The following is a 26,398-nucleotide window of genomic DNA, read 5'->3' as shown; positions in this document are numbered from 1 at the left end:
CTGAGTTTTAACTCATGCCGCCGGGTCAGTCCGTTTCCAGTTTTTCCACTATGCCCACGCCGTAATGAGTGTCTCAAAGGACGAGACGATCCATTTCGCCATGGGCCCGTTCAGTGACTTGAAAGTCTGTCAGGAACTGGGCATTCGGTGCGTCTGGATCGACCGGGAGGGGGAGCCCCTTAATCCTGCGTGAAACCTGACGCTGTATTGAAGGACCTTACCGGACTGTCGCAGCCGCTGATGCCGTCCTGACGTATCGGTTGGCCTATCGGTCCCCAAGCGCATAAGGGGTAAACGTGCTTGTTACTGGAATCCTCTGGATAGCGTTTTTCATCATCAACTTCAACGTGGTGATGATGATTCCGCTGCTGCCTTTCATTCAGCGTGATCTGCACCTCTCTCCCGGCGAGTCCGGGTGGATATTGGCTGCTTTTCCGGTCGTGGCGTTGATCAGTAACCTCGCGTTAGGCCCTCTCATCGATCGCTTCGGCAGGAAGCTGTTCATTACCATGGGTGGGGCTGCTTGCTGCCTAACGCTACTGCTCACCGCGGCATCCCACAGCGCGTCGATGATCGTGCTGAGCCGGGCGGCGATAGGGCTGTTCATGCCGATGATTGGCGCATCGATTTTCGCCGCCCTGGCGGACTATGTCCCCGAGCCCAAACGCGCCAGGGCGGCTGGGTATGTCACCACCGCAGCGCCGATTGCCTTTCTGTGCTCACTCTCGATGGGTGTTGTTGTCGGGGGGCTGCTGTCCTGGCAAGTCACGATCATCGGGCTGGCGGTCGTTTGCGCCACCCTTGCCGGACTGGCGTTCACCTTCCCGACCACGCCACCAGGCTCACGGTCTTCGTCCAGAATTAGCTTGGCTATGTACAGGGAGCGATTGACGTCGCTGTCGGCCAGTCCCGGCACCCGCCCGTTGATGGCGGCATACTTTTGCTGGTCGATTGGCGTGTACGTGTTTCTGGGGCTGTATCCGAGCTGGCTCGTGCAACACGGCCTGTCATCATTCGGCGTCGATACCGTAGGCTCGGTCATCTTCATTGGTGAGGTCGGTGGACTTTTCGGGGCGATACTTTCTGCCAGGCTTGCCAGTCGATTCAACAATCCGTTGCGTTTGTGCGCCGTCGCCTCGATGGCGATTGCGGCCGTGATCCAGGTGATCCCATGGGGCGCGGGCTCGCCGTTTGCCCAAGGCGCGGCCTACATGGCCTTCGCGTTCGGGCGAGACCTGATGCTGGCGTTGATACTGGGCGATGCCATGCGGCTGGTTCAAGCCTCGCGACGCGGGAGCCTTAATTCATCGCTCAATGCGGTCTATCAAACGGGTGGCACGCTGGGTGGGTTGTTGAGCGCCTGGCTGTATGGCTTGAGTAGCGGGTATTTTGCGAATGTGTTGGTCGCGTCGTTGGCGTTTGTGGCGTCTGCGATTTTGCTGCGTGGAATCTCCGGGGCGAGACTTCGTTCTTGAGGTGCTAAAAGGTTGTGTGTCGCTATCGATAGACGATGGACCTTCCGGGCGGAATATGACGAGCATGTATCTCGATAATATCGCTCTTGTGCCTCAGATACTCAGAGTCCAGCGGATGAACACGTTCTATCGCAGATCGGTCCACCGGTATGGCCCCGCCGTCCGAGTCATCACCGATCAACCGATTTCCGCTCAGTACGCCGCTATTTCCTGGATGTGTTGTCGCCGTGGCGCACCAGCCTTTTCTTGTTTATAGACAGTTCAAATAGCAACGTCGAACGCCCTGTGACTGGATAGCTGTCGCCGAACATAAATCTTTGTTCCCCACCTTCCAGCTCCGGCTGATGGGTGTCCAGTTGCAACGTCCAGTGCTGGCCTAGCGGTACCTCGGGCAGAACGAAGTCGACGACATCAAAATGGGCGTTGACGATGATCAGCAGGGAGTTCTCACCGCCCGCTTTACGGATGCCCGTAGGTTGTGCGCGGCCATCGAGCAGAATGCCCATGCAGCGATTGCTGCCGTCACTCCATTGCTCGTGGGCCATCTCCTGACCATTAGGTTGCATCCAGCTGACGTCTTTGATGTCCAGGTGTTCGTTGTAAACCCCGGTGAAGAATCGGTTGCGGCGCAGCAGCGGATAACGCTGGCGAAGATGGATCAGGTACCGCGTGAAGTCTTGAAGTTCAGCGCTTTTCTGACTGATGTCCCAGTTGAGCCAACTTATCTCACTGTCCTGGCAATAAGCGTTGTTGCTACCCCGTTGAGATCGGGCGAATTCATCCCCGGCCAGCAGCATGGGCGTGCCCTGAGCCAGGAACAGCGTGGCGAGCAAATTGCGCATCTGTCTGTAGCGCAAATCGATGATCTCGGGATCATCCGTGCCGCCCTCGACGCCGCAGTTCCATGAGCGATTGTCAGAGTGGCCGTCACGATTATCTTCACCGTTAGCCTGGTTGTGCTTGTCGTTGTAGGACACCAGGTCGTGGAGCGTGAACCCATCGTGGGCCGTGATGAAGTTAACCGAGGAAGCAGGCTCTCGACCCCGTCGGTTGAACTCATCGCCGGAGGCCAGGAAAATTTTGGCGAAATCACCGAGTCGATCCGCATCGCCCTTCCAGAAGGCGCGGGAAATATCGCGAAACTTGTCGTTCCACTCCATCCACCCTGGCGGGAAATTACCGACTTGATACCCGCCCGGCCCGCAATCCCAGGGTTCTGCGATCAATTTGACGTGATTAAGGGTTGGGTCCTGGCGACAGGCATCGAGGAAACCGCCACCTTCGTCAAAGCCGTAGGGTTCACGGCCCAGTATCGTCGCCAGGTCAAAGCGAAAGCCGTCCACCCCCATCTCATTGCTCCAATAGCGCAGCGAGTCGGTGACCATCTGTAATACACACGGGTGACTCATATTCAGCGTATTACCCGTACCTGTGTCGTTGATGTAATAGCGCGCATCGTCAGGCATCAGGCGGTAATAGTTGGCGTTATCGATGCCCTTGAGGGACAGCGTCGGCCCCCTCTCATTGCCTTCGGCCGTGTGGTTGTAAACCACGTCAAGAATGACCTCAAGCCCGGCTTTGTGCATCCGCGAGACCATTACTTTGAATTCGCCGATCGACGCGCCGGCCATGTAGCGGGCATGGGGCGCGAAGAAGGCCAACGTGTTGTAGCCCCAATAATTGCGCAAACCTTTCTCAAGCAGGTGATGGTCATCCAGGAAGTAATGGACAGGCATCAACTCAACCGAGGTCACGCCGAGTGACTTTATGTAGTCGACCACGTCACTTTCGTGGAAGGCGGCGAACGTTCCGCGCACCGCTTCTGGCACGCCGGGATGCTGTTGGGTGAAGCCGCGCACATGGGTTTCGTAAAAAACGGTACGCGCCCAGGGCACATTGGGCTTGGGGGTGTTGCCCCAGGTGAAGGCCGGATCAATAACCCGACAGCGAGGCATGAAAGGCGCACTGTCGCGCTCGTCGAAGGACAGATCCGCATCGGGGTGGCCGATGATGTAGCCAAACAGCGCATCGTTCCACTGCAACTCACCGACGATCTGCTTGGCATAAGGGTCGATGAGCATTTTGTGATGGTTGAAACGATGACCCTTGCGCGGCTCGTACGGCCCTTGCACTCGATACCCGTAAAGGGTGCCCGGTCGTGCATCGGGCAGGTACCCATGCCAGGTTTCGTTCGTGAATTCCGGCAGTTCGATCCGCTCGATTTCTTCCTTGCCTTCGGCATCGAACAGGCACAGTTCGACCTTGGTGGCATGGGCCGAGAAGATCGCGAAATTAACCCCGGAACCGTCCCAGGTGGCTCCCAGTGGATACGGCTGACCTTCCAGAACGCGTGAATGCGTCTGGTTCTGGAAAGCGTTATAGGCGCTGGTTTCGGCACCGTTTTCAGGCGTCTTGGCGATCATATACGTGGCTCATGTTTTAGCGTTTTCCGATCCTGTCGGGGCGGGAACGCTATTTAAAGAGAAGAAGCGCGGGGACGGGCATCGTTTGAAATAGATGCAACTTCAATAGCCGTCAACGCCCTCGAAGACGTGCAATAAAGATGAGTGGATTGAGGGGCAACGGAATCAGTCTGTTCAAGTTGAACGTTGCCCGCTATGGCAACAGTCTGATTTTTATTGAATTTTTACGCCGCCTTTAAAAAAGACAACGATAACTTGATGCCCGAATAAGTAGGCTTGCTCGCAGTTTATTCAAGGTATCGAGAGCATCACTATGAAGCAGTGCGTCATGCGTCATTCGGGTTCTGTTAACGGTTTCGCCGAGGGTCAGAAGAGTTCTGTACACGCCCGACTATTCCCTCGTATCTACGGCGGGGTTGCCTTGGTGCTCGTAGCGAGCAGCGCTTCAGCGGAGCCGCTGTCTGCGCCCAGTCTTTCCAGCACTTTGCAGCCCAATGACAACCCCTTTGCTATCGATGCCGGCCCCCTTGGGAAGATCTATGTCAGCGGGCAACTGTCGGGAATCGCGCTTTGGCAGAACCATGTGGTGGATGCACCCGACACTGGCAACTCCACGTCGCTTTCAGATGTCAGCAATGCTCAGGTAGAAGTACAGAGTGTCGAGGGGCCGCTGCAGTTCTACCTCCAGGCAGGTTCTTATTCGCTACCGTCGCTGGGTACCGCCTACCTCAAGTCTGACAAGACAGTGGACAGACTTTACGGTGACGTGCCGGTTGGTTATCTAAAGGCCGTGATCAGCCCGGAAGTTTCTGTGATGGCCGGGTCGCTACCTACCCTGATTGGTGCTGAGTCGACCTTTACCTTCCAGAACATCAACATCCAGCGCGGATTACTGTGGAATCAGGAACCCGCCATCAGTCGTGGCGCGCAGGCCAACTATTCCAGCGGCAAGATAAATGCCGCCCTGTCAGTGAACGACGGTTTCTATTCTGGAAAGTACAACTGGGTGACGGGCTCGTTCTCCTATGCGTTTGATGCGGCCAACACGTTAAGCGTGATTGGCGGTGGAAATTTCTCCAGCAATTCGAAGTCCTCTGTTGCAACCCCCACCGCTCAGAACAACAGCCAGATTTACAACCTGATCTTTACCCACACCGACGGCGCGCTGACTCTCACGCCTTACCTGCAATACACCCGGGTCGATGAAGACTCACACGCCGGAATAGATCGCGGGGCTGAAACCTACGGCGCGGCATTCCTGGCCAAGTACAGTTTCTCCACTCACTGGTCGATTGGCGCCCGTGCCGAATACCTGGACAGCAAGGGCGGCGACTGCTCAACCGACGCGGACTGTTCGCCGACAAACCTGCTGTATGGGACAGACTCTAACGCATGGTCGCTGACGGCCACGCCTACCTATCAAGACGGTCGTTTCTTCGTCCGGGGTGAGCTCGCTTATGTGCGCGCCGAAGATGCCGCCTCGGGTTCTACCTTCGGGGACGACGGTACCCAGCACGATCAGGTTCGGGTGCTTGCTGAGACCGGCGTGCTGTTCTAACCGGCATCGCGGGTCGATGGCGTAGAGAGCAGCTTGCCGTAAGCGGGGTACACCCGCTTAAAGGGGCTGAATCTATAGTGCGCTAACAAGCGTCGGGCGGGTCACTAGAGGTCCAGTGCCGCCCGATGCCTTGCGACATCGTTCGCTTACATAACCCCAGTCAAGAAACCGTAAAGAAACCTGACGGCCACTTGTTTTATCCGTCAAATAACTCAGCATGCACACTTCAATGAAGGCAGGTGGGCGAAATGAATCATTCAGACTTGGGCATGATGATTATTTTATTGATCGGTGTATTTGGTCTGGCAACCTTCATCTTTGAAAAGTTGGGCGCACACTATTCGAAAAGAACCAAAGATCGTCGGTAACAGCGGAGCACTATATCCAGCCGACCTTTCGCAGCTTGCGGTAGAGAAACGAACATCCCAGGATGACGCCTGTGAGCGCCGCCGGATAACCGTACTTCCAGCCCAGCTCAGGCATGACTTGGAAGTTCATCCCGTACAGGCTGAATACCATCGTGGGCACAGCGAGTATTGCGCCCCAGCCCGCGAGCTTCTTGACCACTTCATTCTGACGAATCGTGATTTGCGCCAGCGCCACCTGCATCGCAGCGGCGATCATCTCTCGCATCCGATTGCAATCTGCCGTGATACCCCCGACGTGATCCAGAATGTCACGGTAATAAATACGGGATTCTTTGGGGATGATATCCCCATGAAACCTCAGTAGCCCCGTACAGATTTCAGCCAAAGGAACCGCAGCGGCGTCCAGCACCATTATTTCGTTTTTCAGCTGATAAAAGCTCTGAAGATTATCCTTGGGCGGTAGCACGCTGAATAACTCCTCCTCCAGACGCCGAAACTCTTTCTGAAGGTGCTTCAGGCAAGGCTGGTATTGATCGACGACGAAATCGATCAGCGCGTACAACACATACCCCGGGCCTTGCGCCAATTTGTCGGACGTGTCTTCGCACCGTTCGCGGACAGATCGATAACTCAATGCATTGCCATGCCTGACCGACAGGATGAACGTGGCGCCAATGAAAATATGCGTCTCGCCGGTCACTATTTTTCCGTTTACCAGTTTGGCCGAATACAAGACAACAAACAGCGTGTCTCCATACTCTTCAAGCTTTGGACTCTGATGAGCGTGACGGGCGTCTTCGACAGCCAAGTCATGAAGGCCGAACTCTTCCTGCATTTTTGTCAGCAGCGCATCATCGGGTTCAAGCAGCCCCACCCACACAAATGTATCGGGCTGGCTCATGACCTCGCTGATGTCATCAATAGGGAAACTCTGCGCCTTGTGTCCCTGTTTGTAGGCGGCGCAATTAATGATGCTGGCTTGCTGATCAGACATTGAGCACCGTCAGGGCGAATTCACTGGTGTGCCAGCGGATCATCCTGACCGGTGGCCTATCTACACGTTGATCGATTGCGCGGGTCACATCTCGACCTGCGTTCCAAGCTCAATCACACGGTTGAGCGGCAGCTTGAAGTACTTCAGATTGCCATTGGCATTCTTCAACAAAATCGAAAACAGGCCCTCTCTCCAGCGGGACATTCCGGTACGACGGGTGGAGATGACGGTTTCGCGACTGAGGAAAAAGGTCGTTTTCATCGGATCGAAACTCAGGTCTCGCAGCTGGCAAAGCTTCAATGCTGCCGGGACATCAGGCTCCTCGATAAAACCAAAATGCAGACTGACTCGGTAGAAACCCTCGCCCATCGCCTGAATTTCAAATCTTCGATCCGGCGACACCCTGGGCGTGTCTTCCGACACCACCGTCAGCAACACCACGCGCTCATGAAGCACCTGGTTGTGCAGCAGGTTGTGCAGCAGCGCGTGGGGGACGCCATCGGCCTTGGCTGTCAGGAAAACCGCTGTGCCGCGCACACGGTGGGGGGACTGTGCGCGGATGCTGTCGATGAACGCGGGCAACTGAAGCGATGTTTCGTCGAGCCTCTCGAGGACAATCCTGCGGCCCTTCTTCCAAGTCGTCATCAGGATGAACAGAACGATGCCCGCAACCACCGGAAAAGCGCCTCCCTGGAGAATCTTGGCCGCGTTGGCACTGAAGAAAAGAATGTCGACCAGCAAAAACCCTAACAACATGGGTATCGCAAACCAGCGAGGCGTTTTCCAGAGCAGCAACACGATCGAGGAAGCCAGAATCGTGGTGATCAGCATCGTGCCCGTCACTGCTACGCCGTAAGCGGCCGCCAGGGCACTGGACGATTCAAAGCCGATGACCAGCAGCACAACGCCCGCCATCAGCGTCCAGTTAACGGCGCCAATGTAGATCTGCCCCTGTTCCTGACTTGAAGTGTGCTGGATGAACATCCTGGGCACATACCCCAGCTGAATGGCTTGGCGGGTGAGTGAGAATGCGCCGGAAATCACAGCTTGAGACGCGATGATCGTTGCCAGCGTTGACAGCGCGACCATTGGCAACAGTGCCCACTCGGGCGCCAGAAGATAAAACGGATTTCGCACAGCCTCCGGGTTGCCCAATATAAGCGCGCCCTGCCCAAAGTAATTCAGCGCCAGGCCCGGCAGTACCAACAAGAACCAGGCGCGCGCAATCGGCTTGCGTCCGAAGTGCCCCATGTCGGCGTACAGCGCCTCAGCGCCCGTCAACGCCAGTACAACCGCGCCCAGTATGGTGATGCCGATGCCCGGATTCGCCGCGAAGAAATTGACCGCCCAGAATGGATTCAATGCATGAAGCACTTCAGGGCGCTGCAGGATGCCGTAGATGCCGAGCGCCCCCAGCACTGTAAACCACAGCACCATTATTGGTCCGAACAGCACGCCGAGGCGCGCCGTACCGTGCTTCTGTATCAAGAACAAGCCGACCAGGACCACAACTGACAGCGGCACTACCCAGTTTTCTATTCCATCAAAAGCGAGCTGTAGCCCTTCCACCGCCGAGAGCACGGAGATGGCCGGCGTGATCATGCTGTCGCCATAAAACAGCGCGGCGCCAAACACCCCGAGCAACACCAGGGTTTTGCCGAGAAGGGGATAGTGTGCGGCCGAGCGCCGGGCCAATGCCGTCAACGCCATGATTCCGCCTTCGCCCTGATTGTCTGCGCGCAGAATGAACAGTACGTATTTGGCCGACACTACCCAGATGAGGGACCAGAAAATCAGCGACAGGATGCCCAGCACACTGGCTTCGTTCGGCTGGACACCGTAATGACCTGAGAAGACCTCTTTGAGCGTGTAAAGGGGGCTTGTTCCGATATCGCCGTATACCACGCCGACCGCAGCCACCAGCATCGCCGCCGCTGACGTTTTTGGCGCATTGGTTTCAGTAGAACTCGTTCGGTTATCACTCAATTTTTTGCGTCTCGAAGGGGCTGGCCGAAGCGCAATTTCATGGGATTCAGAGCCAAACTGGATGGAGCCGTCGCACATGTCGCCAGGCTTGGCTGGCGACGCAGATGGCAGGTGACGGCGGCTAAAGCTGCACAGTCGCCCTATTGCACTGTGACAGGGGGTGGAAAATATTTGCCCATTATCGGTATGGACACACCGTGCGCCGTAAAAAAACCGTAAAAATTCTGGCGGGACTTTTCTTGGGATCAGAGTGTTTCGCCGCCGGGTCATCGTGTCTTGTCGACGCATTGCGGCCGCAGCGCCGGAGCCGAGTCCGCCCCTCGAATTCAAGATGCGCTGGCGAGTGCGCGGTTGGCAGCTATCGAACCTGGGGCAGACACTCGTGATACCAAAGCTTATGGGATTGAACGCTTATGTGAATCCCACGGATCTTGCTCATCGCCTGAATCGCAGTGGGCTATCGTCTATAGCCGAAAGCGCACATCGAGGATGTGAAGATGTTCGAAGGTTTCCACCTTGAGATGATTGAGTTGGCTGAGGCGACATTGCGGGTCCGCTACGGTGGCTCGGGGCCTCCGTTACTGCTGCTTCATGGTCATCCGCGCACCCACACGACCTGGCATCAAGTTGCGCCACTGCTTGCGAAATCATTTACGGTGGTCTGCCCTGACCTGAGGGGCTTTGGGAAGTCCATCAAGCCAGCGGATCCCCATGACTACGAGGCGTTTTCAAAGAGAGCGAAAGGGCGTGACTGTGTCGCTTTGATGGACAGGCTTGGGTTCGACACGTTTTACCTGGCAGGTCATGACCGCGGCAGCTACACCGCTTTTCGTACCGCGCTGGATCATTCGTCCAGGGTGCTGAAGTTGGCGATCCTGGACGGCGTGCCTATTCTGGAAGCCCTTGAACGGAGTCAGGTGCAGTTTGCTACCGATGGGTGGCACTGGTTTTTCTACGCCCAGTCAGACAAGCCGGAGCAGGCTATTCTCGCGGATCCCAAGGCTTGGTATGGGGGCTGCGCAGAGGCAATGGGGCTTGAGAATTATGAAGACTTTCAGGCCGCGATTCATGATCCTGCGACCGTGATCGGGATGTTGGGCGATTACCGCTCGGGCATCGAACTGGATTACCTGCATGACAGAGAAGACCGGCATGCCGGGCGCAAACTTCAATGCCCGCTTCATGTTATCTGGTCGTTGAAGGACGATCTGGAGGACCTCTATGGCGATGTACTCTCCGTGTGGCAGCCGTGGGCGGAGCAGAAAGTCACAGGCGCAGGAATAGACAGTGGCCATCATATGGCTGAGGAAAATTCAGCTGAACTGGCTAGCGCACTCAAGGCATTTTTCACCGCGCGATGAGCATTGGATCGAGTGGCTGACCGCGTGGGGCCGATAGTGGTCTGACTCAAGTGTCCTCACGCATCATCCGCAATACCTACGGTACGGAAACTGCATAGCCCTTCCTACCGCCAATCCGATGACGCCCCTATGAAGCATCTCTCCTTTATGTCGACGAGGCTGACAGCCTCGGCGCTCACCACAGCGCTGATCAGCTTCATTGCTTTGGTCTGTCTGTCGTTGATTTTGGCTACCGTCTGGCAGATGAACCAGTCCAAGCTTGAGCGCGTCGCCACCGCTAAAGTTGCGGTTTCCAACATCGTTCTTGCCGCTGAGCAACAAGCCCAGGACACCCTGAGACAGGCTGATAACACGCTGCGCGATCTCGTTGAGCGTGTTGAACATGACGGCATCGCCGGTGAGCAGCAAACACGATTAACGAAGCTGATGGCTCAAGCCGCCGTGAACGTGGAAGGGATTCAGGGGCTCTTCATCTACGATGCTCATGGCAATTGGGTCGCCAACTCCTTTTCCAAAGGAATACAGACTAAAAATAACAGCGACCGCGGCTACTTCATCTATCACCGCGATAACGCAGATGAATCCATCCACATCGGTTCCATTGTGCGAAGCCGGAGTACGGGAGACATGGTTATCCCGATCAGTCGGCGTATCACTGCTGCTGACGGCAGTTTCGCCGGTGTTGCCTTGGCTACTGTCCCCGTGGATTATTTTCAGACGTTTTTTGAGCGTATGGATGTAGACGACCAGGGCGTCATATTTCTGGCTCTGAACAATGGCGATCTGCTCGCTCGGCGGCCTACGCTAACCGCATTGATGACGACCAACGTGGCGAAGGGCGATATTTTCACTCGCTATCTGCCCTATAGCGACAGCGGTACCGCCTTGATCACATCCGTAGTGGATGGCGTAGAAAGGATCTATGCGTATCGGCGCGTGTCCGGATTACCCATCGTCGCCGCTGCTGGCGTCTCTTTCCAGTATGTGATCGCGCCCTGGTGGGCCTATGCGCAAAGATCCATGACCCTGACAGGCATGATTATTCTGGCTTTGGCTTTGCTGGGCATCTTGTTGTACCGACAAATCAAGCAGGTGATGACTGCGGAAGGGGAACTGAACATCGCTCGAAACGAGCTGGAGATCATCGCTCAGACCGACAGCTTGACGCATCTGCCCAATCGACGTTGCTTTGACGCAGCCTTGCAACGGGAGTGGGCACGGGCAAGCCGCAATAAGTCAACGATCGCAATTATTTTGTTGGATATTGACTGGTTCAAGCAATACAACGACACCTACGGCCATCTGCGAGGTGACGACTGCCTCAAGCAGGTCGCGGGGCTCATCGGCAACAGCGTCAAGCGGGCCGGTGATGTCGCGGCACGCTATGGCGGTGAAGAGTTTGTCATTCTGCTACCCGAAACGGATTTGGCGGGTGCGTTGAGGGTGGCCGAAAAAGTCAAATCATCCATTGCGGACACCTTTATAGAACACTCAGCCAGCCCGCTGGGCAAACTCACGATCAGCTCGGGTGTGGTAGTGATCAACGCACCACAGAAAGAAGGGTATACAGCCGCTCTGGAAGCAGCAGACCGACTCCTTTACCTCGCTAAGACCAAAGGTCGCAACCGCGTCGAGGGACAATTGATTCAGGGTCTTTGTGGAGAGGATCACCTTGCCGAGGTTTTACCCTTAACACTGGGTGTTTGAAGGCGGCGCATTTCTGCACTCAGGTAATTGGACAAAGAACCAAATCAGACCATGGGCCCTTGGTCGCAAGAACTGGCTCTTCGCAGTCATTACAGACCGATTTACCAAGCACATGGCGCTCAACGGTAAACACCATGGACGTTTAGTCCAGCTTCTCGCTGATGCGCGTGAGCATGTAGACAGATTGCGCCTCTCTGCAGCCCACTGATCAACAGTAGTGCCTCAGCGCAAGATTTCTCTTGGTGAAGGCTCCGCAGAAACGCCACTCTTGATAGGCCAGTCGCTCTGTTTACCCATTAAGTTATGCGGCAGCGTAAGGCCAAAAGTGAACGCTTTGGGGCGTTCCACTGCTGTTAGATTGCGCACGCACCAGGCATGCAGAAATGCCTCCAGAGTCTCCAGATCAACATAATCCTCGGCGGGCACGATGAAGGCTTTCAGGCGGTCACCTTCGAGTGCGGACATAAGCCGAACAGCCGCAGCCGCAATCTCGGGAAGACACTGCAACCGCTCGGCGATGCGAGACGGAAACACATTGATCCCGGCCACCTGTACAACCTCGTCGCGACGACCTTCAGGTAGAAAATGTGCATGGTCCAGCCACTTCATGTGATCACTCAATTCATACTCGGTGCCAGTTTCAAACTCGGCAAGGGTGCTGGCATGACTGCCGCGTTGCCATCTCGGAAGTAGTTGGAAGGGTAACCCGGGATCGCTTCGAAACCCGATTCCGGCTGTTTCACTTGAGCCGTAGATCTCGACCATGCGATCCACGCCTTGATTGCTTAGCTCGCGAATTATCGTAGGGTCGCAGGGGCCAGTAGAGGTGACCGCTGTAACCCCGGACGGGAAGCGGGTGCCCTGACGACTTAATTGTCGCCAGATAAACGGAAAGCCAATCATCAGGTCGCCTGCCCGTAGTTTGCGCTGGTGAGTAATTCCCAGTGCTTTAGGTGCGCGCACCACCGGCAATTGCAGCTGTAAGGGCAACAATATGCTGAAAATAAAGCCGTAAATATGATGGCATGGACTGAGTGCGATGATTCGTTGCGTCGCAAGAGCAGAGTCAGAGCTAAAGTATTTAGCAAAAAAAAGGGTCTCGGCGACCAGGTCATCCCATTGCTGCAAGCATTGCTTGGGTGTGCCGGTGCTTCCAGACGTAGCAAACGTAACGTTCTTAGATCCGCGCTGGCGGGCAGTGACAACCAAGTCTGCCCATTCCCCGAGGGTCTGGAAACGCAGCAGATAGTCTTCAAGACCGCTTTCATAGATGTTGAAGAACGTCGCAACACAGGTCGCTAAACTCAGGAACTCTAGCGAGTCGGCGCCTATTGCGATCTCATCGTGGTCAAGCAGGGATGATTCCTTTACGTCACCTATCAGGGTTGACGCACTCCAGCGCTCGCTACCTGTCTGGTGTGAAGACAGGTGGCGCAGGGTTTTCAGTTCATCAGCCATTACAGAGATTATGACGGCCAGGATACTGGCTTTATCCAGTTCAAGTCGGTTCAAGGTCATCCTTTCTGGCTGATTAATGTAAAAGAGTGATCAGAGACGCTTTACGAAAACCCAATAGAGGTCGCCAGTCATGGCCTTCTTCATGTGCACTTTTACTTTCGTGGGCTTCATTTGATAGTCGAAGACATATTCGAACATGGTGTTGAGGTTGCCATTCTTGACGCCATCGGCGAAGCGCCCCTGGAACTCGGGTCTATTGGTGCAAGGTGCAACATCACGGAAAAAATTCTTTCCAATCACTTCACCCGGCTTGCGGCCCGTGATGTCACCTTCCGCAGCGTTGTACTGCAGGATTTTACCGGATGCGTCCAGCTGGATAGCTCCAAATGCAACCTTGTCGAGTTGTCCAGTCGACATTTTGGCTAGACTATTTTCGATGTCATTAGATCCGAAGCTTATCATCTGCATAAGTAACCCCTGCTGCTTAATTGCAGCGAAACAGTTTAATATCGTTCTAATCAGCACAAACACTATCGTATGTACAGAATTTGTACAATGCTCATTTCAAGCCGGCCGCGGGTCTCTGAACCGCCAGGAACTAAAGTTCTCCAGACAAGACCGGACAACACTGGACGCGAGTGACGCGGATCCAGCCATCAGGGTGTTGGCGCTGTCGCGTCGCTTCAGCGACAGAAAAATGCAGGGTCGCTGACGTGGGAAGTGTTTGACGACCCTGCCTTGTCTCACGCCAGGATCTTGATCACGACCAACCTCGTTTCTCGGAATGGTCGAGCGTGTTCTACGACGCCAAGCTGACCACCGCGTTGCTGGGTCGGATAACGCATCAATGCCACATCGTTGAACGGGCAATGAGTCCTGCCGCTTGCAACATAGCAGTAAGCGTCAGGCAAACACACCTTCCTGACGCCATCACTTAGGGCGATGGTGTCCAGCTTTTCGGGGTCAGATCAAAATTTAAGCGCTCACCATGTCTTGGCTTGGCGGTCCTGGGTAGCTGATTTGGCCGGACGGTTACACTCGATATCCAATTCGGCTTGTTCACGGCCCGGAAAAACCACGGCGCTGCGAAGAGTTGTTCGGTGGAGAGGTGACATTCGAAAAACGGCGACTCAACGCCTTCGAAATGACCGACCTTGCGGACAATTTGCGGTCTCGTGGGGCTACCGGTGTGGCCTCAAAAAACATTGCTTAGCACCCAACCGATCAAGCCACTGCCCGAGACAACCAACCAAGGAGGGGCCTTCCAGAACATTAAGGCAACAAACGCTATCAACGCCAACCCGAAGTCCTGGGGTTTTGATATGGCGCTCGTCCACACCGGGTTGTACAAGGCGGCCAAGAGAAGCCCGACCACTCCGGCGTTGATTCCTGCAAGCGCCGCCTGGGTGCGAACGCTATGCCGCAGTTGCTCCCAGAATGGCAACACCCCGATCACGAGGAGGAATGAAGGCGCGAAGAGAGCAATGAGGCATACCGATGCGCCCACCCAACCAGAGGGCTGGACGTTCATGGACGCACCGAGGAATGCTGCAAAGGTAAAGAGTGGGCCCGGTACGGCCTGCGCTACGCCATACCCAGCCAGGAAAGTATCGTTGGCTACCCAGCCGTTGGGTACCGTTGCCGTTTGAAGTAACGGCAGCACAACATGCCCCCCTCCGAATACCAATGAACCGGCCCGGTAAAAGTCGTGAACCATAGCTAGCGTTTGAGAAGGCAAAGCCTCCATCAATAATGGAAGGCCAGCCAGCAAGCTGAAAAACAGCACCAACGAGATCACACCTACTTTCCGGCTGATCGAGATCGGTAAAGATTCCGCAGCTCGACCTTGAGCGGGTGTAAACAGCGTCAAACCGACGACGGCGGCGCAGACGATCACAGCAATCTGCCCCATTGCATTGGGCCACAGGAGTGCAGCGCAGGCAGATAACGCGGCGATGGTCACGCGAGGCACATCGGTACAAAGATTGCGGGCCATTCCCCAGACGGCTTGAGCGACCACAGCGACCGCGACGATTTTAAGGCCATGCAATAGACCGCTTGGGAAAGCACTTCCCCACATGGACATACCCTTAGCGAACAGAACCAAGATTATGGCCGATGGCAATGTGAAACCTGCCCACGCAGCGACAGCTCCGGAAAATCCGGCGCGCGAAAGTCCTAACCCTATGCCAACCTGGCTACTCGCAGGCCCCGGAAGGAATTGGCACAGAGCGACCAAATCAACATAGCTGCGCTCGCTAAGCCATTGGCGCCGAGCAACGAACTCTTCGCGGAAGTACCCCAAGTGCGCAATCGGGCCTCCGAAAGAAGTTAGTCCCAAGCGCAAGAACACCAGAAACACTGACCATGCGGAATCAGCCGTAACCACCTTGGTACTTCCTGCTGGTGACAACACTCATGCTCCCCACAGTGCTTGATGTAGTCGGATTGCCAAATACCATCCAAGCACAACTCTACTATTCAATCAGCTCATTTGAGGAGTGAGCAAGCTCATTCCTAATGCTGGGCGCCCCTCTAATTGCGCAAGGTGTGTAGAGCGTACCGTTACGACCCGCTCATCGTTCGCCGTATCGCTCTCGCAAAAGCGCGCGACGGCAAGATCACTCTTTTGCGGATGTTTCCGGGTGCACCGCAACGCTAAGCATCCTTCGGACCCATTTCTTTACGCGGAACTGATCTGCCCTTGAGCACCACACAAGGGCTACCCACTCACCACGCGAACCTCACAGCGATCGCCCCGTTACAACATCCAACACGCCTGCACCTGTGCAAGCGGTCATGAGTGGGCTTGGGGCACTGCCAACCGACCTTTCAGTTTGGAGAAAAAACGTGAAATTACCCGGACTCGGCGCCTCGCCGCCCAAGACACCTGACATCACTCCACATGCCTCCAAGCCGGACGCCAAGCCCACGCCCGACGCTGGCAAGCCGTCGAATACCCCTACGGATTCCGGCAACGGCGGCAGCCGAGCCACCGGCAACTTCAGCAACGTGGCCCAAGGCACGGGGGCTCTGGCAAGCGGCGGCTCGGCCATCTATCGGGCTGACCAAAGCACGCAGAATTCCCAATACGCCACACAATCCACCACTGGCGCAGTCAACTATGGCGGCCCTGCCGGGAGTGGGGGGCCGTCGGTTTTGCAAAGCCAATCCCTGGCTCAGCAAAGCCCGGGACTGGGTAACGGTGGTGAGCAGTCGACGCAGAACTCACCCCTGCTACAGCTGCTGGATAAATTGATTGGAGCGCTGTTGCAGCCATTCAGTCGCGCTGCGAGTTCGGAAGCTGCAGGCGGTCACTCGGCAGCAGGCGGCGATTCTGCCCGGACTCAGACTAGGGATGCGCCTGTGGCCGAGAAAGGCTCTGACAAGAGCGGCCTGACTTCGGCCGCTGGCGAAGTGGGTAAGGCGCTGTGGATGGTTCCCGGTTTGAGTAACGTGCTGACCGGCATCGGCGACTCGGATGGCAGCATTGGCGGGATGATCAAAGGCGGCGTCGAAGGCGCAGTGGACACCGCCAAAGGCGCAGCAGAAGGCATGATCCGCGGTGGCGGCAATCCGGCTGCCATGTTGGCTGGCGCTTATGCCGGGGCGTTGTCTGAATCCAAGGCAGCACCGGAAGAGGTGAGGAATATCGCCGGCATGCTCTAAACGATTCCTGCCGCATGTTTCTCGTAGGGGGGGACATGCCGGCAGGGACGAGAGTGAAGCTGAACGGATCTCAGGGTTCGTTACGGCGTTCTGATACACAGGCACGGAAGATCATCATTCGGCAATGAAGTGGCTGGGGCCGTATGGGTGATCGAGCCGGTCCCCAGCATAGAGGCGGCTTTAGGCGGCCGGCGACCTGTCCTCCATTGCACTGCGGGCAACGGAGCTCATGCAGGCTGCGGCACTTGCAGCTCCCTCAGCTGGACCCCCGGCAATTTCCGTTAATCAGCCCTGGCGACGAGCAGTGCCTCATCCTTTGCCGCTGCACGTTTATATGCGTCGCGGTGGGTGAGTTTCCGGGCGTAGGCGAGAAAAGCAGCCCTGGGCGGCAAGGTGTTCATTGCAAGTCCCCAGCCGATGTGGGAGCCCACATATACGTCGGCTGCAGTGAAGCGCTCACCGGCAATGAAGGCATGAGCCTGCACGGCGCGCTCAAGTTGGTCCACGGTACGTTCATAGCTTGCGTAGCCAAAGAAAAACTCTTGCTCAGCCTCAGGGTTGAAGCCTGCGCGGTGGTTGGTGACGGCCTGCTCCAGTGGGCCCGCCGCGAAAAACAGCCAACGGTAATAGGCCCCCCGGTCCTCGGGCGCAGGCGCCAGTCCGGCCTCGGGAAATGCGTCAGCCAAGTAGGCACAGATGGCGGCGGTTTCTGTTATGGTCTGCCCGTTATGCACAAGCGCTGGCACCTTTGCCATTGGGTTTACGTCGCGGAAAAACACAGCACGTGGATCATCAGGGCTGGCCTGCTCGGGCACTGCCAGCGCAGCACCGCCCCACCGGTCAGCATCGCTGGCCGACTGGTAATCCAGAATGACCGAGTCATACGTGCAACCAATTTCTTCAAGCATCCAGCGCACCATGCGGCCGCGAGAGTTGGGATTGGTATAGAACGTCATTGTCATTGTGAGCTCCTTTAAGCTCGGTTCGTTGCCGGCCATGGTAAGTGTGACGTAGCTCATTGCTGTGGGCGGTTTGCGCCAGAACACTTGCGAAACGCGCCATTGATTGGGCGCTGTATCACGCATTACGCACTGCCGCTCCCGTGCGGCTCGGAGCCTAAAATGTCCCCGCTTCAGACCCGCTCCGAGCGGTGCAAACTACCCAAGGCATTCTGGCAGTCGATAGAGCGACTGGGCCTCAGCCCGTCTGTGGTTCAACAGCACGCTCAACTGCCAACCGACCTTCACCTGAACGACGCTGCCGTTGTCACGACCCACCAGCTGTTTGCTGTCTGGAACGCCATCGAGGCGTTGTCTGCAGACCCGGCTTTCGGCATAAAAATGGTCCGCGACACCCCCAGTGCGAAGCACAAGCTGGCGTTCCTCGCCGCATTATATGCTGCCGATTTTCGCGAAGGGGTGGCGAGGTATTCCCGCTTTATGCGCCTGTGCAGTCCCGATCAGATGTGTGTCGAGGAGGGTGACGGCACGGTATCGTTCACCATTCTTTGGCCGCCTGGCAGCGGGCCGGCACCTTATCTCTCGGTGGAGGCGTGTTTTGCCTTTGTGCTGGAGCTGGGTCGGAGAGGCACAGGGAAACACTTGGTGCCTCTGACATTGAGCCTGCGACGCCCAGCGCAAAACCTGCAAACCCATGCGCGTTATTTCGACTGCCCCATTCGCTATGGCGCAGCTCGTGACCAGCTAACCATAAGCGCCGCCGATTTGAGCCTGCCGTTTGGTGAACATAACCCGGACGTGCTGCACGTCCTGACGCCTGGCATGACCGCCGCCGTGCAGGAGATCGAGGCGCCTGCCGGATTCCGTGAGCAGGTCATTGAAGTGCTAAAGCGAGCCTTGGCCGACGGACGACCCACCTTGCAATACCTGGCCCAAGCGCTGCTGCAAAGTGAACGGACACTGCAGCGACGGTTAGCGGCAGAGGGCACAACGTTCAGCGAGCTGCTCAACGAGGCCCGGCGCCAGGTAGGGCTTCACCTGCTGGCTGATACTACCCTCGACCTGAAAGAGGTGGCGTATCTGCTCGGTTACGAGGACGCTAATTCTTACTACCGGGCTTTTCGACAGTGGCAGAAGGTTTCGCCTGGCGAATGGCGACGCGTTAATGCATAAGGCCATGGTTGAGGTGGTCGGCCGATATCTGCAGCCCCACCACAGCCAGTGCTTCTGACTGGCATGGACGGATGGCGTGGAAAGGGCAAGATTGATACAAAAATCGGTGCTCAAGCTTTGCGTGAACTCAGCGATAACCTCAGTGGACGTTAACCTAATCACGCAGGCCATTCCATGTTCTCGAAACTCACGATTGTTCAAAAGTTAAGCCTCGGGTTTGGCTTAATCATTTTGATTATTTGCATCATGGTCGTGGTGGTTCGCGATGCTTTCAGCAAAATCGACAACGCTAGCAATTGGAACATCCATACGTACACAGTGTTGGACGCAAGCAACAAACTCCTTATCAGCCTGGCTAATATCGAGACGGGGATGCGGGGCTTTGCGCTGAGTGGCGAAGATGACTTTCTGGCCCCGCTCACGGCCGGCAAAACCAACTTTGATCAGTTGCATGGAGAGCTTGTAAAGCTGACGTCCGATAACCCGACCCAGCAGCAGCGATTGGCTGAACTCAAGGCGACTCAGCAAAAATGGTATGGCGAAGATATCGAAGGCTCAGTGGCATTGCGCAGGTCTGTCGTCGCGGGAAAAGCGACCATCGATGATGTCGTCAAACGCATCAGGGAACGCCAGGACAAAGCCAAGATGGATGGCATGCGCAAGTTGATTGGCGACCTGCAACAGGATGAGCAAAAGCTCCTTGCGGGACGCACCAAGTCGCTGGAAGACGCGGCGATATTCGCGAACTTGAGCATGATCATCGGTGGCCTGTTTGCAGCCTTGGTGGCGCTGGCCGTGGCCATAAGCCTGTCCTCTTCAATTCGCAAACGCCTAAATGTGGCGATCAATGCTGCCAAAAATATCGCTGCTGGACGTCTTGACATACAAATTGAAAACGTCGGCAACGATGAAGTTGGCAAGCTGCTCGAAGCCTTCAATGAGATGCAAGTACGGCTTCGCACCATGATTACTGCGATAAAGGGTGGCGCTGAAAAGTTGCTTAGTTCCGCCACCCAGATATCGCATGCATCCGGTGAGTTATCTTCCGCTGCATCGGATCAGTCTCAGTCAGCGTCTTCAATGGCCGCCACCGTTGAAGAACTAACGGTCAGCATCAGCCACGTGGCGGCAAGCGCGAGCGAAGCCCATGGCATTTCCTCTGCATCCGGGCAGCACTCCATTGAAGGTGGCGCGGTCATTCAAAACACGCTGCAAAGCATGAATCTCATTGCCGGTACGGTGCAGAGTTCCGCTCAACAGATCGCGGATTTGGGTCGGGATATTCAGCAAATCACGTCCATTGTGAACGTAATCAGTGCGATCGCGGAGCAGACCAACCTTCTGGCACTGAACGCCGCCATTGAAGCCGCGCGCGCCGGCGATCAGGGTCGTGGTTTCGCAGTCGTCGCCGATGAAGTACGACTACTGGCACAACGCACTGGCAAGTCGACGTCTGAAATCGGCGAGATGATCCAGAAAATTCAGATCAGCGCCCAGGATGCAGTCAAGCAAATGGAAGTGGGCGTGGAGCAGGTCAATAACGGGTTGCAACTGGCGAACTCTGCCAACACTGCGATCGACCAGATTCGTGGCGGGTCCACCCAGATCGTCAACGTTGTTGATCAGATCTCGGTGGCACTTAACGAACAAAGCGCGGCCAGCCAGGACGTCGCTCGCAGCGTCGAGCGCATCGCCCAAATGGCCCAGACCAGCAGTCACGGCATCTCGGAAACCGCCCGAAACGCAAACGCGATTGAGCAGTTGGCCTTGATGCTGGAAAAGCAGGTGGCTCAGTTCAAGCTCTGAGTTTTCAAGGCGGCAAGATAAAAAGCACCGGCTATCAACGCGGTGCTTTTTTGTATATGCGGCCGGTAGGACACTGACGGTAATTCGACTCGTATCAGTTATTGGGATAATAGAAGGTGAATCCATCTTGCTTTCATTAAAAGGCTTGCCGCTCCAGATAGTTTAAATCTGAAGTTCTATCGGCAGGTGAGCGGTTGCAGCATTTGCGCAGGGGCGCGATGCGTGACTCATTTTTTGAAGCCTGGCGCGCTGAAAAGCAAGTGTCTGCTGATCACACCTCGCTTTAGGACGGATGGCTTACCGAAAACCTCCGCGTAGCTATGAGAACGGGAAGAAGCTGCCTACCCATTTCCGACAGTTGATATTCAACCCTCCGAGGTAACTCACCGAAATCAACCCGCTCAATCAGACCATCATTAGCCAGCTGCCGCAGTTGCTCCGTCAGTACTTTTTGCGTGACGCCTGGCAAATCCCGTTTTAGCTGCAACGTGCGCATTGAGGGATCGGCGTATAGCCTGAAAAGAATGGGTAATTTCCAGCGTCCCTGGATCATCCGGATCACACGAGCCACGTGCGCGACTGAACCCTCGGCCCCAAGACAGATTTCACGCGCCTCCTGAGGGATAGGTACATAAAGGTGCGTACTGGTCTTGTCCATCATCTGGTTCTACCTTACGAAGTTAACAGCATTGTAAAAGGGAACTGGCACGTGGATTTGAGTTTGAGTGGTAAGAAGGCACTGATCACAGGCAGCAGCAGAGGGATTGGCGAAGCAATCGCCAGAAAACTCGCCCTTGAGAAAGCCGTCGTCATCGTCCATGGTCGGGACGAAGCGCAAGCACAAAGAGTGGCTAACGAGATCATTGCCTTGGGCGGATGTGCCCATGTTGTGGTGGGTGATCTTACACACGATGACGAGGTGCAGCAGTTGGTAGATGCGGCGGAAAAGCTCGCCGGATCGATAGACATCTTGATCAATAACGCTGGCGGCTCTAGTGGCCTGAAAGAAAGCTGGCATGAGACGCAGCCTGCCTCATGGGCGTCCGCTTATGATCGAAATGTGCTTGCTGCTCTGAGGGTCACGACGCGCTTATTGCCTAAAATGCAGGAAGCGAAATGGGGACGGGTGATCAATATTTCCAGCCTTGCTGCAACGATGCCACCACCTACTGCGCCAGAATATTCGGCGTGCAAGGCCGCGATCAACGCGATGACTGCATCCATGGCAAAAGCAGTAGCGGCAGATGGGGTGACGGTCAATGCTGTCTCTCCCGGTACGATACACAGCTCGACACTTGACACGCGATTTCGCGAGGTAGCCGATGAGCGAGGCCTATGCAGCAAAGATGCGCCATGGGAAGAAATCGAACACCTTGTCCTCCCAATGTTTGCTCAAGTACCCGTAGGTCGAGTCGGCAAGCTGGATGAAATCGCAGCGGCCGTTGCATTCCTTGCCAGCCCAATTGCGGGGTACATTACGGGCATCAATTTAAGGGTCGACGGCGGTCTTTCCCCCGTTCTCTAGCCTTCTTGCCGCGCGATGTTAAGCGGGCGCCCCCTTATGCGGCAGCAATTCCGCAATCTCACTAATTCCGCAATTTCACTCGTCCGCTCCGTAATGAGCTCGCGAACAGCCAGTTCGAACGTCCAGGAGCCCACGGGGGGATTTGGTTTTCAAGCCAGTTGTTGTCGATGGGCACAGCGCCTTCATCGAGATAGCGCGTCAGCGTTACCCAGCGTTTGAGGGTGTAATCCAACGCCTTGGCGACGGCCGACTCCTCAGGCGCAAGCTGCCTCTGAACGATCATCCAGGTATGAAGTGCGTTGATAATCGGCGCTGCTTTTTGCTGCCGTATTCGCTGTCGAATACCCGGTTCCAGATCTCGGACTTCTCTTTCAACTTCCTACAAGGCCGCGATGTGGTGCAGCGTTTTTTCAGCGATCTGGCTTTTGTTGGTCACGTGTAAGTCGAAGAACCTGCTGCGTGCATGGGCCATGCAACCGATCTCTGTGACGCCCAGTTCCAAGCCAGCCTTGTAGCCAGCGAGGTCGTCGCAGACTGGCTTGCCGTTCCAGTGACCAAGGAAGGCTCGCGCATGTTCGCCTGCACGGCGTGGACTGAAGTCATAAACGACCGCAGCCAGACGATCCGAATTGAAGTGCCTCAATTGAGGTAGACACCATCGCCTTAAGCGATGGCATCAGGAAGGTGTGTTGCCCGGACGGTTGCGCTGAAAATCATTTTTACCTGCGCGGGTCCCGAAAACAGCCGGTCAGATAGGACAGGCCGGCTGATAGAAATCTTGTTTTTGCGAGTGAAATAAGTCACCAGACAATAGGTTTGTCGTCCCAGGCCCAAAAGGTCCCGCTGTCGGCCGCGCCATGTGCGCCTACCACCTCAAGAATGCGGTCCGCAGAGAACGCCGGTTCGAATAGCTGGCCGTCAGGCACGTTCCCCTGGAATGGCCGGGACAGCTCCGTGTCGGTCGTGCCTGGGTGTATGGCCAGGACAGTAGAGGCAGGGTTCAGGCGTTTCAATTCGATACTGGCCGTGCGCAGCAACTGGTTGAGCGCTGCTTTGCTGGCTCTGTAGCTGTACCAGCCACCCAACCGGTTATCGCCAATAGAGCCAACCCTCGCGGAGAGCGCCGCGAAAGTAGAAGGTTGTTTGCGCAATAACGGAAGCAAGTGTTTAAGCAGCAGGATCGGCGCAAAGGTGTTGGTCGCGAAGCTCGCTTGCAGGCTCGCAAGCGTCAGCTGTGCCAGACCCTTTTCTGCCTTGGCGCCGTCCTGATGAAGAATGCCCAGCGCACTGATAACGAGGTGCAGATGGTCGCATCCTGCAAGCGTCTCACTCACGAGTGCTTCGAGGGATTGCTCATTACGCGCGTCGCAGTCGACTGGTTTCAGACGGTCGCCATATTGCTCTGCAAGCGTTGCCAGCTCTGTGGAGGTGGTGGCTTTTCGCGCGACTGCCCATACCTGAGTCACATCATCGCGAGCAAGCAAAGCTGCGCACAGTGCCAAGCCGATACCTCGGCTGGCGCCGCATATCAGCACGTGAGCTTCGCTGTTCAGTTCGGGTATCAAACTCATAAGGCACCTTGAGGAGCATGGCTGAAGTGTTTTTTATGACTTCGGATCATGGCATGACGTTCAGATGGGCGGTTGCTTACAGATCAGGACATCGGCGAAAAAGGCACAGTCTGGTTGGACTTGAAAAGGTGTCGTCTTCATCATGAAGATCACCAGTAAGTAGGGCAGGTGCTCCCAGGAGCATTGAGTCAGTGGGTCGGATAAGGCTATCTGGAAATAAGTGACTAAAAAATAGTATGGAAATGTCAAACGTTGAGCTTGTCCGGGTAACACCAAGATTCTGACGAGCTTCTACACGCAAATCGGGAAAGCCGGGAATATCATGGCCGCTGGGTACTGAAACGCTTCTGACAAGGCGTTTCTACAATAAATGCTCGCGGAGAAAATCGATGAACGCCATCGTCCGCGCTGAACGTCGCCGCTCACGACTGAGCACGGCGCTGACAGGCAGCGCGCTAGCCTGATAATTGTCGAGTACGGTACGAACCTTGCCCTGCTCGACGTCAGCTGTGAACAACCATTCTGGTGAGAGGGAAATACCCAGGCCGGAGAGAACCAATTCCCGGATGGCCTCGCTGCTGTTACTGGTGACGTTACCCTTGATAGCTACATCGAGCTCTTGCGCGATGTGCGTGAAGTGCCAACTGTCGTAATGCTCCAGCAAAGTGAAGCCGATGCAGTTGTGGCCTGTCAGCTCATTGGGCTCACGTGGCACGCCGTGTCGATCCAGGTAGCCGAGCGCGGCGTAGACCCGCCGCGGGCTGGTGCCCAGTGGCACTGCCACCAATCCCTCGCTCTTCACCACGCCAATGCGGATAGCCAGGTCGATATTTTCCTTGAGCAGGTCTTCATTGTGGTCACTCAGCCGTAGGTCAATCCGGACATCGGGATGGCGTTGCAGGAAAGTCCCTATGAGCGGCGCGATGCATAACCTTCCATAACTGACCGGGGCGGCGACTCGCAGAGGGCCGGCGATCTGCTCCTGACCGGTGGTGAAGCTGCGCGTGGCGGTTTCGAGGTGGCCGAGAATTTCCTGGCAGTGGCTGTAGAAACGTTGCCCCTGGTCGGTCAGGGCCAGGTACCGGGTGCTGCGGGCGAACAGTGGCCCGCCCAAATACTGCTCCAAAGCGTGCACCTGCTTGCTGACTGCCGGCTGGCCCATGTTCAGTTCGCGAGCCACCGCGGAAAACGACCCGCGCTCCACGACGCGTACAAAGGTGTGCATGCTGGCGAACAAGTCCATCGGCGCTAAGCTCTCTTTGTGGAATAAGTCATATGCCCATTTAGTTTCTTATCGGAATGATGAAAGCGCGGCAATCTGTAGCTGTCAACTCAATCAGAGGTACCCGTCATGAATCACACCATGCTCGCCGCTGTCGCCGAATCCGCTCAAGCCCCTCTGGCTGTCCGCCAAATTGATCGCCCTGTCCCCGGTCAGGGCCAGGTACTGGTCAGGGTTTACGCCGCAGGCGTCAATCCACTCGATACCAAAATCGCTGCCGGCGCGGGGGCTCATGCCCGCCAAGCCCTGCCGGCGGTGCTCGGCCTTGACCTCGCCGGTACTGTCGTCGAACTGGGCGAAGCGGTCGAGGGTTTCACCGTAGGCCAGGAAGTCTTCGGCATGCCCGGCGGGATCGGTGGTGCCCAAGGTACTATGGCCGAGTACATTGCCGTGGATGCCCGGCTGATCGCTGCCAAGCCACACACCCTCGACATGCGTGAGGCGGCTGCACTGCCTTTGGTGTTCATTACCGCATGGGAAGGTCTGGTCGATCGCGCCAATGTCCGCGCCGGTCAGCGTGTACTGATTCACGGCGGCGCAGGTGGGGTCGGCCAAGTGGCTCTTCAACTGGCCAAGGCTCGCGGTGCCGATGTCTACGCCACCGGTTCAGCGGGTAGTCTCGACTTCATTCGCTCGCTGGGGGCTACGGCGATCGACTATCAGGCACAGAGCGTCGAGGATTATGTCGAGCACTACACGGCTGGTGAAGGATTTGACATTGTCTACGACACTGTCGGCGGCAGCACACTGGATGCTTCATTCAAAGCGGTGAAAGCCTATACCGGGCACGTGCTGAGCTGCCTGGGTTGGGGCCAGCACAGCCTGGCGCCGTTGTCGTTCAAAAGTGCAACCTACTCGGGCGTCTTCAGCCTGGCGCCGATGCTTACCGGCAATGGGCGCGAACACCACGGCGCTATCCTGCGCGAGGCCGCCGCGCTAGCCAATGCTGGTCAACTGACGATCCGCGTGGATCAACAACACTTTGCGCTGCCAGACGTCAACGAGGCATTTCGCCAAGTCGCCGAAGGCCGCGGCAAGGGCAAGACGGTAATCCAGTTGGTGAGTGAATAGTCCCTTGTGATA

19 protein-coding genes and 3 pseudogenes are annotated in these 26,398 nt (G+C 56.2%); 11 read left to right on the top strand and 11 right to left on the bottom strand.

Annotated elements, in window-relative coordinates; translation table 11 throughout:
• Positions 1–296 precede the first annotated feature (296 nt).
• Positions 297–1,475 carry an MFS transporter gene (locus L4G42_RS00610; RefSeq protein WP_336885871.1) on the top strand — a complete coding sequence of 393 codons (1,179 nt, stop codon included), beginning with the start codon at positions 297–299 and terminating at the stop codon, positions 1,473–1,475.
• 203 nt (positions 1,476–1,678) lie between these two features.
• On the opposite strand, the gene glgX is transcribed toward L4G42_RS00610, so the two are convergent.
• Positions 1,679–3,898 (bottom strand): glycogen debranching protein GlgX, encoded by a 2,220-nt coding sequence (gene glgX / locus L4G42_RS00605; protein WP_237252244.1) that lies wholly within the window; start codon positions 3,896–3,898, stop codon positions 1,679–1,681.
• A 313-nt stretch (positions 3,899–4,211) separates the two neighbouring features.
• Here glgX and L4G42_RS00600 point away from each other — a divergent pair, with 313 nt between their 5' ends.
• Entirely contained in the window at positions 4,212–5,456 is a 1,245-nt protein-coding gene (locus L4G42_RS00600; RefSeq protein ID WP_237252243.1) for a porin, read from the top strand.
• Between the two features lie 378 nt (positions 5,457–5,834).
• Here the strand turns inward: L4G42_RS00600 and L4G42_RS00595 are convergent, their stop codons facing one another.
• Positions 5,835–6,818: a magnesium and cobalt transport protein CorA gene (locus L4G42_RS00595; protein ID WP_237252242.1), complete on the bottom strand. Its 984-nt coding sequence runs from the start codon at positions 6,816–6,818 to the stop codon at positions 5,835–5,837.
• An 84-nt stretch (positions 6,819–6,902) separates the two neighbouring features.
• Entirely contained in the window at positions 6,903–8,744 is a 1,842-nt protein-coding gene (locus L4G42_RS00590) for a potassium transporter Kup (RefSeq protein WP_237252278.1), read from the bottom strand.
• A gap of 557 nt (positions 8,745–9,301) precedes the next feature.
• Here L4G42_RS00590 and L4G42_RS00585 point away from each other — a divergent pair.
• Both L4G42_RS00585 and L4G42_RS00580 read left to right on the top strand, forming a co-directional pair.
• Complete coding sequence (locus L4G42_RS00585) at positions 9,302–10,165, top strand: alpha/beta hydrolase (RefSeq protein WP_237252241.1); 864 nt, start codon at positions 9,302–9,304, stop codon at positions 10,163–10,165.
• A gap of 129 nt (positions 10,166–10,294) precedes the next feature.
• Positions 10,295–11,872, top strand: coding sequence for a sensor domain-containing diguanylate cyclase (locus L4G42_RS00580; RefSeq protein ID WP_237252240.1), 1,578 nt, complete (start codon positions 10,295–10,297; stop codon positions 11,870–11,872).
• Between the two features lie 222 nt (positions 11,873–12,094).
• Here L4G42_RS00580 and L4G42_RS00575 read toward each other — a convergent pair whose 3' ends face one another.
• Both L4G42_RS00575 and pyp read right to left on the bottom strand, forming a co-directional pair.
• Entirely contained in the window at positions 12,095–13,384 is a 1,290-nt protein-coding gene (locus L4G42_RS00575) for an AMP-binding protein (protein WP_237259105.1), read from the bottom strand.
• Positions 13,385–13,420: 36 nt separating this feature from the next.
• Positions 13,421–13,798 carry a photoactive yellow protein gene (pyp, locus tag L4G42_RS00570; protein ID WP_237252238.1) on the bottom strand — a complete coding sequence of 126 codons (378 nt, stop codon included), beginning with the start codon at positions 13,796–13,798 and terminating at the stop codon, positions 13,421–13,423.
• Positions 13,799–14,083: 285 nt separating this feature from the next.
• Between pyp and L4G42_RS00565 the strand changes: the two are divergent.
• Positions 14,084–14,255: pseudogene (locus L4G42_RS00565) on the top strand (ATP-binding protein); the annotation flags it as partial.
• A 270-nt stretch (positions 14,256–14,525) separates the two neighbouring features.
• Here L4G42_RS00565 and chrA read toward each other — a convergent pair.
• A complete protein-coding gene (gene chrA, locus L4G42_RS00555; RefSeq protein WP_237259104.1) occupies positions 14,526–15,746 on the bottom strand; it encodes a chromate efflux transporter in 1,221 nt (406 codons plus the stop codon).
• A gap of 434 nt (positions 15,747–16,180) precedes the next feature.
• Between chrA and L4G42_RS00550 the strand changes: the two genes are divergently transcribed.
• Positions 16,181–16,999 carry a hypothetical protein gene (locus L4G42_RS00550; protein ID WP_237252236.1) on the top strand — a complete coding sequence of 273 codons (819 nt, stop codon included), beginning with the start codon at positions 16,181–16,183 and terminating at the stop codon, positions 16,997–16,999.
• A gap of 281 nt (positions 17,000–17,280) precedes the next feature.
• On the opposite strand, the gene L4G42_RS00545 is transcribed toward L4G42_RS00550, so the two are convergent.
• Positions 17,281–17,961, bottom strand: a complete 681-nt coding sequence (locus tag L4G42_RS00545; protein ID WP_237260439.1) for a glutathione S-transferase family protein — start codon at positions 17,959–17,961, stop codon at positions 17,281–17,283.
• Positions 17,962–18,120: 159 nt separating this feature from the next.
• Here L4G42_RS00545 and L4G42_RS00540 point away from each other — a divergent pair, with 159 nt between their 5' ends.
• From L4G42_RS00540 to L4G42_RS26170, 3 genes and pseudogenes are all read left to right on the top strand, one after another.
• On the top strand, positions 18,121–19,131 hold the full coding sequence (locus L4G42_RS00540; protein WP_237252234.1) for an AraC family transcriptional regulator: 1,011 nt from the start codon (positions 18,121–18,123) through the stop codon (positions 19,129–19,131).
• A 174-nt stretch (positions 19,132–19,305) separates the two neighbouring features.
• Positions 19,306–20,079, top strand: a pseudogene (locus L4G42_RS26175) (CHASE3 domain-containing protein); the annotation flags it as partial.
• Complete coding sequence (locus L4G42_RS26170) at positions 20,074–20,937, top strand: methyl-accepting chemotaxis protein (RefSeq protein ID WP_419789327.1); 864 nt, start codon at positions 20,074–20,076, stop codon at positions 20,935–20,937. The pseudogene L4G42_RS26175 and the gene L4G42_RS26170, both read left to right, overlap by 6 nt.
• Before the next feature lie 283 nt (positions 20,938–21,220).
• On the opposite strand, the gene L4G42_RS00530 is transcribed toward L4G42_RS26170, so the two are convergent.
• Positions 21,221–21,598 carry a winged helix-turn-helix transcriptional regulator gene (locus L4G42_RS00530; protein WP_237252232.1) on the bottom strand — a complete coding sequence of 126 codons (378 nt, stop codon included), beginning with the start codon at positions 21,596–21,598 and terminating at the stop codon, positions 21,221–21,223.
• Positions 21,599–21,646: 48 nt separating this feature from the next.
• Between L4G42_RS00530 and L4G42_RS00525 the strand changes: the two genes are divergently transcribed.
• A complete protein-coding gene (locus tag L4G42_RS00525; protein ID WP_237252231.1) occupies positions 21,647–22,462 on the top strand; it encodes an SDR family NAD(P)-dependent oxidoreductase in 816 nt (271 codons plus the stop codon).
• Positions 22,463–22,541: 79 nt separating this feature from the next.
• Here the strand turns inward: L4G42_RS00525 and L4G42_RS00520 are convergent.
• From L4G42_RS00520 to L4G42_RS00510, 3 genes and pseudogenes are all read right to left on the bottom strand, one after another.
• Positions 22,542–23,081: pseudogene (locus L4G42_RS00520) on the bottom strand (IS66 family transposase); the annotation flags it as partial.
• 181 nt (positions 23,082–23,262) lie between these two features.
• A complete protein-coding gene (locus tag L4G42_RS00515) occupies positions 23,263–24,033 on the bottom strand; it encodes an SDR family NAD(P)-dependent oxidoreductase (RefSeq protein WP_237252230.1) in 771 nt (256 codons plus the stop codon).
• 361 nt (positions 24,034–24,394) lie between these two features.
• The gene (locus L4G42_RS00510; protein WP_237252229.1) at positions 24,395–25,276 is read right to left on the bottom strand and encodes a LysR family transcriptional regulator; all 882 of its coding nucleotides are present in this window, start codon (positions 25,274–25,276) and stop codon (positions 24,395–24,397) included.
• A gap of 108 nt (positions 25,277–25,384) precedes the next feature.
• On the opposite strand from L4G42_RS00510, the gene L4G42_RS00505 reads away from it, so the two are divergent.
• Entirely contained in the window at positions 25,385–26,386 is a 1,002-nt protein-coding gene (locus tag L4G42_RS00505; RefSeq protein ID WP_237252228.1) for a zinc-dependent alcohol dehydrogenase family protein, read from the top strand.
• Positions 26,387–26,398: the final 12 nt, after the last annotated feature.

Origin of the sequence: Pseudomonas petrae, from assembly GCF_021728295.1 — a bacterium.
In the GTDB taxonomy this organism is placed as follows: Bacteria; Pseudomonadota; Gammaproteobacteria; order Pseudomonadales; family Pseudomonadaceae; genus Aquipseudomonas; species Aquipseudomonas petrae.
The sequence above is the reverse complement of the archived record's forward strand: the minus strand, read 5'-3'. Positions and strand labels throughout refer to the sequence as shown.